Here is a 15,733-nt window from a genome sequence, read left to right on the forward strand (position 1 = left end):
ATACATGCAAGTTGAGATCAAGGATATCTTCAAATGACCAAGCTCGACGAATATCTTAAAAAGCCCGTCTCTGAATTAGTGGCTGACTCGCCACGTCTAATTTCCCCAGAAGAAATGGAGAGACACAATGTTTACTCACTGCTCTTAATGAGCATGGTTGCATTCAACTGGAATTCAAATAAACGGGGCGTTGATGATTCCCAAAAACCATCCCCCAGCAAAGACTACGGGAACAACTTACTGCTATCCACACCGGAAAAGCCAGTACCGCGAGGGAAGAGCCTTAAAGGCGATTATCTCGGCCATAACATTGCTGCTTTTGCCGTTGATAGAGATGGTTTTGTGATCGACTTTGATTTCAATCACAACGAGATATTCAACAGTTCTACGCAGCACGCTGAGGCACGATTGTTAAACCGAATATTCTCCCTTAATCAAATTAACGACTCTTGGAACATAGGAGCTCCCTCTGAAGCCACATCCAGTAGCTACGGCCAGTTACTTCAAGGTGTAACTGTCTACACCTCACTTGAGTCATGTGCTCAGTGCTCTGGAATAATGACCCTAGGAAATGCAAAGGAAGTGATCTATTTACAAGAAGATCCAGGTCAATACAAAATCGGAAACATCATGTTCAGGCTTACGGAGTCAAACGACCCAAACAGAAAAGCACTGGCTCCACGCCCGATACCGGCAAATTCATTCGGGTTTAATTACTATTCAGTGCTTTCAGATAAGTTTGGCGAATACAAGAAAGCCACTGGCAACTCAAGTATTACGTCGTTTTTATGCACCGAGGCCGCATATCTAGTTTTCCTTGAAGCGGAGAATGAGTTCCATCATTTAGCTCGTAGCGTGCTTAAGTTTCCAGACTGGAAGGCAAAATTAGTAACCGGAAGCGAATCCCGGTTAAGCAACAAAGACGTGTTGGAAGAGTGCATAGGCTTCTATAAATACTTTGCAGAAAAAGGGCGCAGAGGGACTCCCCACTGAATATCTAACCCCTTATCGCACCGGACACGCGCAATAAGGTCGGAGAGTCGCTATTTTTGCCGAAAGATTTTTTCGGGCATCCTGCTGGAAAAAATCGGCAAAAATCACGCGACCGCTTATGCCTTCGGCGCCCCGATTCGTCCGCGTCACCTCGTTTCGACCCAACAGGGGGATCGAAACATCGGCTCTCGCATGACTTGACGCCGTTTCGCGATGCCTTGCAGGTTTTCTCCGCTTCGCTGCGAAAACCCGCCCGGCGCTACGGCTATCGGGGACTAAAAATCTTCACTTCGCTAGCGCTCCGTTTCCAAGATTTTCAGCGTGCGTAGATCGGTGTGTGAAGTCAAATATTTAGCCGTAACTAACTGGTAAAGCAACCAGAAGGAGGATGTATGTCGTTCACTTGGAAACCCACCAATGCTCCAAATGCTTCGAGCCGCACCGACGATATTTGGTTCCTGAATGAGGAGCATGGGTGGGCTGTAAATAGCAACGGTCAAGCGCTGTACACCGCCGACGGTGGCAGTACCTGGGCCATCAAGTATACCTTCCCCTCGAGGACCTACCTCCGTTGTGTTACGTTCACTTCGCCAAACCACGGCTGGATCGGGGCACTCTCGGGTCCATATCGACTCTACCGGACGACGGACGGGGGAACTACTTGGACGCCGATAACTAACTTGCCGCCGACCCCTAACGCGATCTGTGGGATCTGGGCCGTGAGCGACACTATCCTGTACGCATCGGGTACCAACTATCCAGACCGTCCTCCGGCTCTAATCAAGTCTGTTGATGGCGGTGCGACTTGGACCCACATCGAAATGCACGATCACGCCACGCTGCTGGTCGATGTATATTTTCGCGATGAACTGCACGGCTGGGTCGTCGGAGGCTCGGGCGGGTCGACTCGCCCAAAGGTCAAGCCTGTGGTCCTTTATACGCAGGATGGCGGAAGCACGTGGGTTAATCAACTCGCTAGTCAAAGCGCCGAATTTCCGTTTGGCGAATGGGGCTGGAAGATCCAGTTCCTTCAGGATGGCACCGGTTTCATCTCTCTTGAAAATTTCGAAGAGGGCGCAATCCTCAAGTCGGTTGATGATGGCAAAACTTGGACCCGTCTTTCGGTGAACGACGCTCAGCGCAACGCGAACCTCGAAGGCATTGGATTCATTGATGCAAATCATGGTTGGGTTGGCGGATGGGGGGATCGCCAGTTCCAGGGCGGTTACAGTAGCGAAACATCCAACGGCGGTGGTACCTGGCGCAACGCGAATCATGTTGGTAAGTTTATAAATCGTTTTCGCTTCATCGGTAGTCCATTGCGCGTGGGCTATGCCTCCGGCGATACCGTCTATAAGTACGATGAGTTTGCAACGGCGATCCAGAGCCAGCCTTTTTCGCCTACAGGTGCGCGGCGGCTAGTCCTGAACAAGCATGCCGAAGCAGTGACGAAAGAACTGGGCATCTTGCTTGATGTGCCAGAAGGCACTCAGCAACTGTCCGTCAACGTGTGGGACCGATTTGGCTCGCACGTGGCCACGCTCGTCGAGGAGACGGCGCCGGCTACAGGTCCGAGGTATGTATCATGGGGATTTCCGGTTCGACTAGGCCTTCCCGACACGGAGGGGCACTTCATTTACCGAGTTAATGCTGACGATCTAATCGAAAGCCGTATCGTGCTACACTCGCCCAACTGTGGCCAGACGAGAGTATCCGTCTGTGCTAGCACTGATGACGCCCTCTCGTCGCTCGAGTTTCGTCTCATGACGCTGCCCGCTGGAAACCAGACAAAGCTCCCCCTTCCGACTGTTGAAGAAGAAAAGGAGGCGTTCTACCGAGTCGCAAACATTGAAGATTATCCCGAGTTTCGCCCGACGGCGCTGAAGCTCGCTAGGGCTTACCTAGCAAACGCGGATTACGATGCAGACGATCTCTATAGACCGTTCGACTATACGCCGGAGGCGTTCGATGATCGAATGCGCGCCATCTACGAGGCCCTCCTGCCTGGCATGGACCAGCCGTACTCTTACGACCGCGATGTCATTACCTGGCGCAACGGCAAACGTTACAGAATCGGGCGTGCTTCCGATGCCGTTGTACGAGACCAACTCCTGCAGCTAGCGCCGTTCAATCTCATGGATGGCGTTTGGCTTCAAGGCATTCTGCAGGCTGGACCATCAGATGAAATCCGGTCGCGGCTATTTAGTATCTGGGCCGACGAGGTCGGCGACGGACATACACGTCAAAATCACTCGAATGTCTACCAAGACTTGCTGCGCAGCCAGGGGATGTATCTTCCACCAATCACCTCGCGCGCCTTCTTGGATCTTGATCTAGCACCGGGTGCATGGCGGACCCCTGTGTTCCAGGCAGTTATTGGAATGTTCCCTCAGATGTTCTTTCCCGAGCTAATCGGAATGACTCTGTTTCTCGAGTGGGAGGCGACCCCAACACTTCAGCCCAAAGTGCGCATGCTTCGAAATCGCGGAATGAACCCACTCTTCTATTCGCTGCACGTCGCGATCGACAACATTAGTGAAGGTCATGGCGCTATCGCCAAAGAGGCGGTGAAGCTCTTCTTGGCAGACAAGCTTGAGGAGGGTGGGGACCAAGCAGTGCAAGAGAACTGGCGGCGCATCTGGAACGGGTACGTGACATGGGCAACGGCCGGCTTCAACGGTGAGGGGCTCGCGGAGCGACGGCTGCTTATCGACAAGAAGTCGATCAATATCGGGAACCCTGAGGCACCCGACTGCTTCCCGAAGTGGAGCACATATTATCGCGATCGAATGATCCGGCTAATCCAAAGAAAAGCGCCTGTCGCGGCACAGGTTCACGGTAGAAGGATGCTCGGAGGCGTTTTGCTGAACGATCTCTTTGCGAAGCCAGAGGAGTTACTAGACAGGCTAATTGCCACGAAGACTGTCGACATCGATAACCCGCGGCGAAGCAGGCTGTTTGATCTCATGTCATTTGAGGGTCCGATGTACCGGGTCTTCACTGAGGAAGAGAAGGACATCATCCTCGACTGGCTTGAGTCGCTATCGGCGAAGCCACAGCCATGCATCGAACCTATTCCAGACAACCCGGCTGGTCAACCATGGTCTGAAAAAATGGCCCAGCTAATTGCGAACTACGCACGCGTGGCCAAGCGAGCCCACGACAAGCTTAGTTTGCCTGACGTTCAAGGCCGCCCAGTCGCTTTGGTTGATATTCTCGACGACCCCGCCGAAGTGATGCGGGGCATAGTTCGCGGCGGCTGGGTAGTCCCTGGGGAGCCCGAACGGAGTATGTTCTTGACCCGCATCATGGAAAACGGCGGCCCCATGGAGGGAGTATTCGCCGCCGAAGACGTTGAGACAGTTAGGCAATGGATCTTAGCGGGGGCTACCCCGCCCGAACCGACTGGAACGCAACTGGCTTTGGACAGTAAAGGCATGACCGATGACGGTACTTTGACGCTGCTCGACAAGCGCTCTTTCATTGGGCAAGGTTCGGTCCACTAATTTGACCGTACAAAGCGTGGAGCTCCTGAGTCGGTGGAGGACGCGCGCCTAGGCAGGGATTCCACTGCCTAACAAAAGCATCTAACGGACGGCGCTACGCGCCGCCGCTGATGCTCGCGTTGAATGGCAACTAATTGAATACCAACGGACATAGAGCGCAAAGCACCGACTGTCAACTAGGGGTCGTTAGCGTCACAGTCTTCGTTATCTGCTCCACCTCCAATCCACAGCCTCCAAGCCCCTTAGCCGTTGGTCTCTCACAAAAAGGTGCCGCCATCCCTGGCGGCTTTTGTTAACGCATTCATCCGAACACGCTAAAACCGGTATTCCTCCGCTCAAGTGAGCGTCAGCCGCATGGACCGACGCTCTCATTGCGCCGGCATGCCGGGCGCGGCTTGCCGTTGCGGTATTACTAACAGCGCCTGCGGGTGTTGCGGGTGGCTGGCGATGCTGACCGGGTAGTCGAACACTTGCCGGATCGACGTGCTGTTCAAGGTTTGCGCCGGGGTGCCGATGGCGGTCAAGCGGCCCTGGTGCAGCAGGGCGATGCGGTCGGCGTAGAGCGCGGCCAGGTTCAGGTCGTGTAACACCGCCAATACCCCGGCCTGTTGCCGGTCGGCAAAACGGCGGGCGATGGCTAACACGGCGTGTTGGTGGGCCAGATCCAGCGCGGAGGTAGGTTCGTCCAGCAGCAAATAACGCTGCAGCGGGTGTTGCGGCTCCCAGATTTGCGCCAGCACCCGCGCCAATTGCACCCGTTGCCGCTCGCCGCCGGACAACGTGGTGTAGATGCGCTCGGCCAGATGGCCGGTGTCGGTCAGCGCTAAAGCTTGGTCGGCGATGGCTAGATTTTGCGCGGCGCTGTGGGTTTTACGTTGCGGGCTGCGGCCCATCAAAACCACGTCACGCACGCTAAAGCGGAAGGCCAGTCCGGAACTTTGCGGCAACACCCCGCGCAAACGCGCCGCTTGCTTGGGCGGCCAGTCGGCCAGCGGCCGGCCGTTCATCAGCACTTGGCCGGCGCTCGGCGCCAGTTCGCCGCTCAAGGCCCGCAGCAGGCTGGATTTGCCGGCGCCGTTGGGGCCGGCCACGGCTAACACTTCGCCGGGACGCAGTTCCAGCGTCACGCCGGCCAGCAAGGTTTTCGGGCCGGCGCGCAAGTTCAGATCGATCGCTTGCAGCATGTCAACGCCCCATCAGTTTTTGCCGAAACAGCAGCCACAGAAAAAACGGACTGCCGAGCAGGCCGGTGACGATGCCGATCGGAATCTCGGCCGGCGCCGCCAAGCTGCGGGCCAGATAGTCGGCGCAGATCAGCAACAAGGCACCGAGCAAGCCGGAAGCCGGCAACAGCCAGCGGTGATCCGGACCCAACGCCAGCCGCAACAGATGCGGCACCACCAGGCCGACGAAGCCGATCACGCCGGACAAGGCCACCGCGGCGCCGACACCGAGCGCGACCAAAGCCACCACCCCGGTCTTGATCCGTTCCACCGGAAAACCGAGATGGCCGGCTTCGGCCTCGCCGAGCAGCAATGCGTTCAGCGCGTCGGCCAGCCACGGTAACAGCAGCAGATTCGCCAGTAAAAACGGCGCACCCAACATGACGCTGTCCCAGCCGGCACCGTTCAGGCTGCCCAGGCTCCAGAAGGTCAAGCTGCGCAATTGGTCGTCGTCGGCCAGATAAACCAGCAGGCCGGTGGCGGAGCCGGCCAGGGCGTTGATGGCGATGCCGGATAACAACAGTGAGGCCACGTCCAGCCGGTCGCCGCTGTCGGCCAGCCGGTACACCAGCCAACTGACGCCAAAGCCGCCGGCAATGGCCGCGACCGGCAACAAATAGGCGCCGAATGCGCCGGCCAGCGCGCCGAACCAGCTGTCGCGCAGCACGATCACCGCCACCGCGGCCAGCGCCGCACCGCTGGAGACGCCGATCAAGCCCGGATCGGCCAGCGGGTTGCGGAATAAGCCCTGCATCGCCGCGCCGGATGCGGCCAAGGCGGCGCCGACCAGCAGGCCAAGCACCAGACGCGGTGCGCGGATCGCCAACAACACCGCTTGTTGTTCGGCGGCGAAGGGCCAGGGCAGGGCGATACCGAAGCGGTCGGCAACAATCGCGGTGGCCTGGCCGGCCGAGATCGCCACCGCGCCGCTACCCAGCGCAGCCAAGGCCGCCAAACCCAATAGGAGCGCCAGCAGCCAACACAGGCTGGCCCGGCTCAAGGCCGGTTTCAGCCACTGGCTCGGTCTGGCGGCCTGGGTTGCGGAACAGGCAGTCATCGATTGGCTCCCGCGTCGGCGGCAACCGCCGGCTCGCCGTGCAATTGCATCGCCAGTTCCAGGATGGCCTGCCCGCTGTGCAAACCAAAGCCGAGCAAGGCCAAGGTATCGACAACCCGGATGTTGCGGTTCCGTCCGGCCGGAGTTTGAGCAATGCCGGGTTGTCGGTAGAACGCGTCCAGGCCGCCGATGGCATTGGCGGCGACATCGGTCAACAAAATCACCTCCGGCGCGGCAGCGATCATCGCCTCGGTACTGATAGGTTTGTTACCTTGCAATTCAGCGGCGGCATTGCGGGCGCCGACCAGTTCCAACACCGCATCGGCGGCGGTGCCACGGCCGGACGCCAGCGGTGCGCCGTGGGCGACCGCCATCAAAAACAAGGCCTTGGGTTGCTCGCTGTGTTGCGCGCGCCACTGCGCCAGCCGTGCGAAATCGGCTTGCACTTGCCCGGCCAGTTCCCGGCCGCGCTCGGGCCGTTCCAGCAAGCCGGCAATCGTATCGATTTTGGCGGCGATGCCGGCGGCGGAATAATCCTCGGCCAGGGTTTCGATCCGCAGCCCGGCCGCGTGCAATTGCGCCAATACCGCCGGTGGCCCGGCGTGGGCGCTGGCCAGCAACAAGTCGGGGCGCAGCGACAGCACGCCTTCGGCGGACAGCGAGCGCATGTAACCGACTTGCGGTAACGCTTTGGCGGCGTCCGGGGTCAGGCTGGTGCTGTCGACGCCGACCAGACGCTCCTCGCCGCCCAGGGCGTAGACAATCTCGGTCAACGCGCCGCCGACCGAAACGATGCGGGCCGGTGCGGCGGCCGATACCGGCGTGGCCGCCGCCAGCCAGATTAGGGCGGCGAACGCGTTTCTGCGGGCAAGGCTTAGCGATAGGCTGAGTTTCATCTGCAAATCCCTGCCGCTTATGCCGGCGCTTCGATCGGTGCGCGGGACTTGTGACCGACATCGTTCATGTGGCGGATTTGGCTCAGATCGTCACCTTCTATCGCAAAAGCCTTGGCAAAGCCTTGCACAAAGCTGCCGCGCTGCGGCTGGATGCGGAACAAATGGAAGTCCTGCATGCTCTGCAACTGACGGATGAAGGCGCCGAATTTTTCTTCGAACAGACTCATCAGGTTTTCGAAGGCGGCGCTGTCGCGGTCGATTTCGCCGGCCTTGCAGTGGTAGGTGACGCGCTGGCGGGCGAACAGATGCATGGCTTTGTCCTCGTCCTCAAGGAACAGCAAGCAGACCTTGCCGTTGGCGAGCAAGTTACGGGTGTGGGCCGACAGCTCGCTGACGTAGATGTAGTAGTCGCCGTCGTGTTGCAGATAGGCGGCATAACTGGCTTCGGGTTCGCCGTCGGCGCTGACGGTGGCCAGCAAGACCGAGGAAAAGCTTTGCGCCAACGCGCTGTAGCTTTGGCGGATTTGGTCGAGGTCTATCGTTTTTGGATTCATGGTCTTATCCTGTGCCCGGAGACGACCGGGCTGTTAATTGAAAATACGATTGCCGGGCAGGGCGTCGATGAATTCCTGCCACAACAGACTCTCACCGTCGACGGGGTCGTAAGCGCCGAAAACGGTCGCCGCGGTGTAGCCGAGGCGGTCGCGTAACAGCAAACCGCGCAGCGTGTGCCGGCCGTGGCCGAGCTGGATGATGGCGGTCTCGGCCACGCCTTTTTCGTTCAGATGCAAATTGAAGCCCTGATCCAGCACGTTGAACCAAGGCTCGGTAATCCGCAGGTTCTGCACCGGGCCGGTGTGCAACTGCAGCGTGCCGGGGCTGGGGACCAGGATTTGCAGCGGCATCGCCAGCCGCGCCAATTGCTGCAGCAGTTCCCGGAATTGTTGCCCGGAGATGAAGCCGACGGTTTGCAGCCTGCCGGCCAGCGGCCGGCTCAGACGTTGCCATAACTCCGGCAGGCGCTCGGTTGTCGCCCAGTCGATATCGGCGGGTCTGGAAATATTCAGGGGCTCCACCGTCGGCGCTTGGTCGGCGGCGGCGAAGGTGGCGACCAAGCGCCGGTAACGCCCGGCATCGGACTGTTCGGTCAGGTAGATCTTGTGCACGGCCTCGCCTTCTGCGTCGAAAAACTGCAGGCTCTGCCGCGGACCGATCCGGCTTTGCTCGGTCACCGCGTAGCCGGAATGCCAGCGGCCGGTCAGCAGACACAGTTCTAGGTTATGCCCGGACACCAACAGCAGATCGCCGCACAAACGCAGCCGCTCGTACCGGCCGGTTTTTTCGTGTACGGCAACGTCGTTGCGGGTCAAGGCCATCACCGGTCCGAGCCCGCCGACGGCATCGATCAGAGCCGGCCAGTCCGGACGCAGCCGGACGGCGTTGTCGCCGCAGCCGGTCGCGACCAGTTCGGCCTCGCTGACGCCAAGGCTGCTGGCTGCGTCGCGCGGCCGCAGATGGGGGTGGTCGGCCAACAGGTCGCGCCAGGCCAGTTTCAATTCGTAGGCGGCGCTGGCGTTTTGGGTAGCGGTCGTATTCAGCATCATGTTTAACTCCGGTTGCTAAAATGCGATGCCGCTGTGGCGGGCATCGCGGTAGTCGGGCTTGGCGCCGACGGCGCCAAGCGCAAACGGCGGCCTAGGCCGCCAAGCCTTTTTTACGATTGACGCCCAGTACGGCCATCAGTCCGGCGCCGAACATCCACACTGCGGCCGGCAGCGGTACCCCGGAAATTGGGCCGGTATTCGGGCCGATGTCGATTGCGATCTGGGCCAGGCTCATGCTGTGTTCGGCGCTGTTGAAGTCGAATGCGTAACTGGCCGCCGCGGTTGGCAGATCCCAGATCGCCAGATACTGGACCAGATCGACAGGGCCGAAAGAAGTGGCATAGTTGGCCTCGAAATAGGTCGTGTCGACATAGGTCGGCGCAGCGCCGTTCAGCAAAATGCTGTCGTAATCCATTGGTACGCCCCAGGTTTCGAATTGCAGGGCTACGCGTAGCGGGCCTGACGCCGTGCTGCCGCTTAACGACGCCGTGAAGTCTTCAATGACACTGAAGCTGTAGAGATTGCCCGACCCGGCGGCGAAGGTACCGGCATTCCAGGCGATATTGGCGTTGCTGCTGCCGGCGCTGCCGACATCGGGTGCGGCGGTGCGAGTACCGGGATAGGAGTTGTCAACAAAGGTATCCCATTCGGCGTAGAGCGTGCCGGCATCGCCGCGAGTCCAGCCGCCCCAAGTCGCTTCGGTGGGTGTGTCGAAACCGTAGCCGGCGGCGTAGGGATTCGGGCCGTTGGTGATATCCGCGAAGGCCGCGCCGGACAGCGATAACAGGCCGGCGATCAAAGTCAGTTGATGAGTCGCTTTCATAATGTTTTCCTATGCTTGATTGAATTAGCGTTGCTCTTCGCCGTGAAGACGCCGCGCCGGTTTTGCCAAAAATTGTTTCCGCCGTTTCGGCCCCGTGCCGGCGATCCGCGTCTGTGGTTGCGGTGGCGGAAATTTAAAAATCAATCCGGTTTTCCCGGCTCCGCAGCGGATTGCGCCGCGCGATTTACCCTGGCCGCATCCCGTGCTTGAAAGTCCACGACGTAGCGGTACTGTTTGCCGCAGTAAATAATCACTTCCTTCTGGCCGCGTTTCAGCAGGCGCATTTCCACCCGCAAATCGCCGAAACCGTCGTGGTCCAGCAGTTCGCCGAACAGGGTTTCCAGTTTGCGTTGGGCCGCCTGTTTGGCCCTGGCTGTTGTGCTCATCGGTTTGTCCTCGATCAAAATGCCAGTTTCATGGAGACGCCGAGGTTGCGGCCCGGCCGGGAATAGCGGTCGGCCCAATAGCGGGCATCGGCGAAATTGCCCAGCGTGCTATGCGGGTCGCCGGCGCGGGTGTTGATGTCTTCCCAGTCGATATATTTTTTGTCCAACAGGTTGAATAACCCCACGTTGAAAGATAAATGGCGGCTGATGTGGTAATAGGCGTTGAAATCGATCACGCCGTAGCCGCTGGGTAGAAACAGGGCGTCGCTGGGCGCGGTCCGCCGCTGCTTGGTGCTGACCAGGGTCAGATTCAATTCTGTGCCCCAATTGCCGTCGGGTTGGGCGTAGCGCAGCCCGATGACCGCCTTCATTGGGCTGATTTGTCTTAGGGCATCGTCGTCGCTACGTTGGGTATGAAGATTCCGACCTTCTAGGTATGAGCCGCTAAACAGCAGGCTGGTCCCCATCAGAGCGGGATTTAACCAGTCCAAATAAAGCTGGCTTTTTACTTCGATACCCTGAATCCGAATCGGGTCTGGGCTATTGATGTTCTGATAAGTAGTAAAGCCTAGCGGCGGACAAGACGCTGTGGCTGGGTTGCAAATCACCGCGTTGTAGATGAATTGTTCGTAATCGTTGCGGAACAAGCTCACGTCGAATTGTCCGGCCGCGCCTTGGCCGCGCAGACCTACTTCGGCGCCGACGCTGGTTTCGGGTTGGATGTTGTAATTCGGTAGATTGGCGTATCCGCCGGTGACATTGGTAAAGCCGAGGTTGCTCTCGCTAAAATTCGGGCCGCGAAAGCCGTGGCTGTATTGCCCGTGCACGGTAAAAATATCGTTAAGGTGCAGCAAGGCGCCGAATTTGGGCAGGAAAGCATGCGCGTCGATGACGCTGGGCACAATCGGATCGGCACCTTCTGCAACCGCCGCATCCGAGGCTTTTTGAAACAGGTAATCCACTTTTGGCAACAAGCGGAAATATTCGAAGCGGCCGCCCGGAATCAGTTCGATGCGTTTGTCGAGTAAGCCGATGTTATCCTCGATGTAAGCCCCGGCCTTGGTGACGGTGGATAGTGGAAAATCCCGCACCGGAAATTCGTCAGGTGTGACGGTTTTGCTGATTCTGCCTTTGGGGCAGGTGGCAGTGGGCAGGCCGCTGACCGGGTGAAATGATCCGCTGATGCAGGTATAACTGCCGTCTCGTAACTGGGCGATGCTGTTTTGGCTGATTTGGCCGCCGTAGTGCACTGTGTGGTGCGTGTCCGCCCAGTCAAAGTTTTTGCCCAGTTTCAACTCGCCGCCGAAATCGTCATTGGCGAAATCGAAAATCCGTTCGGTGAGCGTATTGCCGTCGGTTCTCGCGGTGCGGTCTTGCAGGGTCACTTGGCCGGTGGCGGATTTTTGGGTGTAAAACTTCCACATGGCATCATCGACGAATGCTGTGTCCAGATGCTTCAGGGTGTGGTCCAGCGTTAGCCGCCGGCGCGACTGCGTATCGGTGGTCAGCATGCTGTTGACCGTGCGCAGACTAATGTCGGGGCCGCGTAGATACAGGGCATCCACATCGGATTGGCTGTCCAGCCATTCGCCGGTCAGGCGTAGCACGTTGTCGTCGTTAAAGCGGTACAGCAGTTTGGCCAGCAGGTTGTAGCTTTGGTTATCCTGCGGGCTGGGGGTGGTGCGGTCGCCGCCCATCGTATCGATGTCGCCTTTGTTGTCGGTTTCGTTGCTGGCCATGTGCGTGAATAACGCCATGCTCTCCCAGCCGCCCAGTGCGCTAGCGACGGTGGCGGTTTGGGTAAAGCCGTTATCGGTGGTGTTGTAGTTCAGTTTCAGGCCGGTGTAATAGTCCTTGCCGAACACGTTCAAGTAGTCCCGCGGGTCTTTGGTGACGAAATTGACCGTACCGCCCATGGCGTCGCCGCCGTAATAGGCCGAGCCCGAGCCGCGCACGATTTCCACCGCCTTCAGCGCGTCCATGTCCACCGCGTTGCGAGTGGCGTTGGCGAACGAGCCGATACTGAAAGCTTCCGGCAGCCGCACGCCGTCGATCTGCATCAACACCCGGTTGCCGCCCAGGCCGCGGATCGTAAAACCGCTGGCGCCGAAGCGCTGCGGATCGTTACCGACGTTGACGCCGGGTTCGTAACGAATCAAATCCTTGATATTGCGGACCATGCGTTGCTCGATGGTTTTGGCGTCTATCGTCGATTGGGTGCCGGGCGGCGCGGCGGCCGGTTTTTCGGCTTGAACTTTGACCGTGACGGTTTCCAGCTCGAGTTCTTCGGGCGCCTCGACGACTTCGGGTTCGACCGGTTCGGCCGCCAACGGTGTAGCGGCCAGCAGCCATAGCAGCGTGCACAGTGCGGCGCGGCTGCAAGTCTCGGCAGATTCGGCGCAGGCCGCATAGGGGCAGCGGCCGAGTGTTGTCGATGAGTAATTCAGTTTGGTTGCCATGGCATACAGTGGTTACTGCTGGCTGCCTGGCGCGACGGCTAGGGGGCTGGCGGGTTGTTTCGGTTGGTACTGCTTGCCGGCTATTCGGTGCCGGCTGTTAATTTATCCGTGTAGGGTGACATCCTTGTCAGCCGACGGGTCCTTGTCGGTGTCCTGCACCGCGCAGGCCGGCGCCGGGCAGATCGGCGCAACGGCTGGCGGCATCGTTGCTACCAGTGCTCGGTTGTTCACCGCCGGTTTGCAGCGGCACGAAAGCGGTCGGAATTTTCCTTACTATTTTTGATCCGGCTCCGAGACGAAACCGATCTTGCTGACGCCGGCATTCGCCGCATCGGCCAGAGTTTCGGCGATAAAGTGGTAAGCCACGTTGCGGTCGGCGCGGATATGCACTTCCGGGGCGTCGGCTTGCTGGCCCAGCGGCTGCAAGCGTTGTTGCAATTGCTCGCGGCTGACGGCTTCCCGGTTCCAGAACAATTGGCCGTCGGCATTTATCGCCAGATTCACCGGCTCGACCGGTGTTGGCGGTTGCACCTGGCTGCTGGCTTTGGGCAGATCGATTTTGACGCTGTGGGTCATCATCGGCGCCGTGATCATGAAGATCACCAGCAGCACCAGCATCACGTCGATCAGCGGCACCATGTTGATTTCGGCCATCGAATGGCCGCCGGCTTTGTTTTGGTCGAAGTTGCCGAAGGCCATTATTCCGCTCCCACGCTAACCAGCGTCAGTTTCTGCGCGGTATTGACCGGCTGGGCGCTGGATGCGATCGCCGAACCAGTGGTCAGAAACGCAAACAGGTCGTGGGCGAAGGCATCGAGTTGCGCCAGCAATACCCGGTTGGAACGGACGCAATCGTTGTAGGCCAGCACGGCCGGGATGGCGACGGCCAAGCCCAGGCCGGTCATGATCAGCGCTTCGCCGACCGGGCCGGCGATTTGTTCCAGCGAACCCTGGCCGCTTTGGCCGATGCCGATCAAGGCGTGGTAAACACCCCAGACCGTGCCGAACAAGCCGACGAACGGTGCGGTGCTGGCGATCGAGGCCAGTACGGTCAGGCCCCATTCCAGCTTGGCGGTTTCCTCGTCGATGACCCGGCGCATGGCGCGGGTCAGGAATTCGCTGGCCGAACCGGCTTCCTGCAGGCGTTGTTTGCCGTGCTTGGCGTGGTGGCGGCTGGCGCTGATAGCGTGGTATGCCAGATGCGAAAACGGTTCGTCGTCGCGGTGTTGGTGCAGCGAGTGCGCCACTTCGTCCAGCGAGGCGGCATTCCAGAATTGGTTCAGGAATTGTTTGCTGCTTCGCCGCGCCTGCAAGCCTTGCCAGGCTTTGACGGCGATAAAATACCAACTGGTGACCGACATCACCAGCAGCAGCCCGAACAGGGTTTGGCCGACGGCGTCGCTTTGCGACAAAAAATGACTGAGATTTTGGTTGAACGACATGGCTTTATCCCTCAAGGCTGAATGAAATCGGTACTACCACCCAAGCGGCGACGGCTTGTTCGGCGCGTTTGGCCGGCACGAAACGCCATTTTTTGACGGTTTCCTGGGCAGCGGCGTCCAGGCGTTCGTGGCCGCTGGTTTTGCGTAACGTGACTTGATCGACGTTGCCTTCGACATTGACCAAGACCCGCAAATAGACTTTGCCTTGTTCACCCAATTGGCGGGAGATCGGCGGGTAGGCCGGCGGCGGGTTGTTCAGGTAGTCGGCGTTCAGATTGGGCAGGGTCAATGGCGCCTGATTGTTGTCGGTTTCGCTGGTTTTGGCTGCGGCCGGTGTGGCTTCTGCTGTCGAAACGGCGGCAGGTGCCGGCAGCTCGGGTGCGGGCAGCGGTTCGGCCGGCATGCTGATCGGCGAGGCGGTTTCGCTGGGCGTGGCCAGTATCGGTTTCGGTTTGGCAGCCTGAGGCAAGGGTTTGGTTTTGGGTTTGACCGCTTCCGGTTTCGCTTGGGCGGCGGCCGGCGGCGGAGCCGGAGTAGGCGCTTTGGCGGCCGGTGCGGCGATCCAATTCACCATGATGGCCTGCGGCGGCGTGATTTTGGGTTCGGGCTGGCTGTCCGGAATCAGGCATAGACCGGCAATGTGCAAGGCAAGGACTAAGCTCAGGCCCAGCCAATGGCCGGATGCTGAAGGCTGCGGCTGCGAACCGGCATGGCGGAACGCGGGTTGCCGTTGCGGACTGGTTGCTACGGCGCTGGCTTGTAGAAAACACAGATTGACGGTCATATAGCCTCGACTATTGCGTGGGTTGGTTACGCTTGGCTGGCTACCGTCCGGTTGGCTGGCTATGCGGTACTACGGTTTATTTGGTCAAAATCAATTTGCCGTTGCTGGTGATGCGTAAGCGATATTCTTCGCCTTGGTGCTCGATAATCACTTCGCTCTGGGCGGCGAACAACTCGCGGGTAGTGATACGCGGGCGGTTGGCGACGGTGGCGGCGATTCGAACGTCTTTGTTTTTAGGGTTAAGCTCATTCATAACAAGGTTCAGTGGTAAACGGCGGTTTGCCGCTGTTGCTGCTTATGGTCTATCAATTGTTGGGTCACTCCTTGCCAGTGCGTCAGTAGTTGTTGGTATAGCTCGCGGCTTTCGGACCGCGTTTGCGATTGCGGATGGGATAACAAATGGCCGAGCTGGCTGACGATCTGCTGCGACAGTTTCGGGCAGTGCCGGCCGCTGATGAACTGAGTCATCAACAGGCAAGTGGTCGCATGCAACCGGGTCAATTCCGCTTGTGATCCGGCCGTGGTTTCGGCTTCGTCCATAGAGACCTCGTTATCAGGGT

General features: G+C 59.0%; 16 protein-coding genes and 1 pseudogene. 3 read left to right on the top strand and 14 right to left on the bottom strand.

The features are described 5' to 3' along the window. Positions 1–33: 33 nt before the first annotated feature. From ACH518_RS07925 to ACH518_RS07935, 3 genes and pseudogenes are all read left to right on the top strand, one after another. A complete protein-coding gene (locus ACH518_RS07925) occupies positions 34–993 on the top strand; it encodes a hypothetical protein (RefSeq protein ID WP_445372503.1) in 960 nt (319 codons plus the stop codon). A gap of 392 nt (positions 994–1,385) precedes the next feature. Next, positions 1,386–1,694, top strand: a pseudogene (locus ACH518_RS07930) (WD40/YVTN/BNR-like repeat-containing protein); the annotation flags it as partial. Between the two features lie 18 nt (positions 1,695–1,712). Then, entirely contained in the window at positions 1,713–4,499 is a 2,787-nt protein-coding gene (locus ACH518_RS07935) for an iron-containing redox enzyme family protein (protein ID WP_445372982.1), read from the top strand. Between the two features lie 368 nt (positions 4,500–4,867). On the opposite strand, the gene ACH518_RS07940 is transcribed toward ACH518_RS07935, so the two are convergent. The 14 genes from ACH518_RS07940 to ACH518_RS08005 all read right to left on the bottom strand — a co-directional run bounded on the left by ACH518_RS07940 (position 4,868) and on the right by ACH518_RS08005 (position 15,713). Next, on the bottom strand, positions 4,868–5,680 hold the full coding sequence (locus ACH518_RS07940) for a heme ABC transporter ATP-binding protein (protein ID WP_445372983.1): 813 nt from the start codon (positions 5,678–5,680) through the stop codon (positions 4,868–4,870). A 4-nt stretch (positions 5,681–5,684) separates the two neighbouring features. Continuing rightward, positions 5,685–6,779 carry a FecCD family ABC transporter permease gene (locus ACH518_RS07945; RefSeq protein ID WP_445372504.1) on the bottom strand — a complete coding sequence of 365 codons (1,095 nt, stop codon included), beginning with the start codon at positions 6,777–6,779 and terminating at the stop codon, positions 5,685–5,687. Beyond that, the gene (locus tag ACH518_RS07950; RefSeq protein WP_445372505.1) at positions 6,776–7,675 is read right to left on the bottom strand and encodes a heme/hemin ABC transporter substrate-binding protein; all 900 of its coding nucleotides are present in this window, start codon (positions 7,673–7,675) and stop codon (positions 6,776–6,778) included. Before ACH518_RS07950 ends, ACH518_RS07945 begins: the two co-directional genes overlap by 4 nt. Before the next feature lie 17 nt (positions 7,676–7,692). Next, on the bottom strand, positions 7,693–8,229 hold the full coding sequence (locus ACH518_RS07955; RefSeq protein WP_445372506.1) for a HugZ family pyridoxamine 5'-phosphate oxidase: 537 nt from the start codon (positions 8,227–8,229) through the stop codon (positions 7,693–7,695). Positions 8,230–8,262: 33 nt separating this feature from the next. Further along, a complete protein-coding gene (locus tag ACH518_RS07960; RefSeq protein WP_140910840.1) occupies positions 8,263–9,279 on the bottom strand; it encodes a ChuX/HutX family heme-like substrate-binding protein in 1,017 nt (338 codons plus the stop codon). Positions 9,280–9,370: 91 nt separating this feature from the next. After that, entirely contained in the window at positions 9,371–10,102 is a 732-nt protein-coding gene (locus tag ACH518_RS07965; RefSeq protein WP_445372507.1) for a VPLPA-CTERM sorting domain-containing protein, read from the bottom strand. A 140-nt stretch (positions 10,103–10,242) separates the two neighbouring features. After that, positions 10,243–10,488 (bottom strand): hypothetical protein, encoded by a 246-nt coding sequence (locus ACH518_RS07970; protein ID WP_445372508.1) that lies wholly within the window; start codon positions 10,486–10,488, stop codon positions 10,243–10,245. A gap of 14 nt (positions 10,489–10,502) precedes the next feature. Further along, a complete protein-coding gene (locus ACH518_RS07975) occupies positions 10,503–12,947 on the bottom strand; it encodes a TonB-dependent hemoglobin/transferrin/lactoferrin family receptor (protein WP_445372509.1) in 2,445 nt (814 codons plus the stop codon). Between the two features lie 102 nt (positions 12,948–13,049). Further along, a complete protein-coding gene (locus ACH518_RS07980; protein WP_445372510.1) occupies positions 13,050–13,178 on the bottom strand; it encodes a hypothetical protein in 129 nt (42 codons plus the stop codon). A gap of 42 nt (positions 13,179–13,220) precedes the next feature. Further along, the gene (locus ACH518_RS07985; RefSeq protein ID WP_445372511.1) at positions 13,221–13,646 is read right to left on the bottom strand and encodes an ExbD/TolR family protein; all 426 of its coding nucleotides are present in this window, start codon (positions 13,644–13,646) and stop codon (positions 13,221–13,223) included. Then, positions 13,646–14,389 (bottom strand): MotA/TolQ/ExbB proton channel family protein, encoded by a 744-nt coding sequence (locus ACH518_RS07990; RefSeq protein ID WP_445372512.1) that lies wholly within the window; start codon positions 14,387–14,389, stop codon positions 13,646–13,648. Before ACH518_RS07990 ends, ACH518_RS07985 begins: the two co-directional genes overlap by 1 nt. Before the next feature lie 4 nt (positions 14,390–14,393). After that, positions 14,394–15,173 carry an energy transducer TonB gene (locus tag ACH518_RS07995; protein WP_445372513.1) on the bottom strand — a complete coding sequence of 260 codons (780 nt, stop codon included), beginning with the start codon at positions 15,171–15,173 and terminating at the stop codon, positions 14,394–14,396. Positions 15,174–15,249: 76 nt separating this feature from the next. Continuing rightward, positions 15,250–15,426: a hemin uptake protein HemP gene (gene hemP / locus ACH518_RS08000; protein WP_445372514.1), complete on the bottom strand. Its 177-nt coding sequence runs from the start codon at positions 15,424–15,426 to the stop codon at positions 15,250–15,252. A gap of 8 nt (positions 15,427–15,434) precedes the next feature. Beyond that, positions 15,435–15,713, bottom strand: coding sequence for a hypothetical protein (locus ACH518_RS08005; protein ID WP_140910832.1), 279 nt, complete (start codon positions 15,711–15,713; stop codon positions 15,435–15,437). Between the last annotated feature and the right edge of the window lie 20 nt (positions 15,714–15,733).

The organism is Methylomonas sp. HW2-6 (assembly GCF_052474525.1).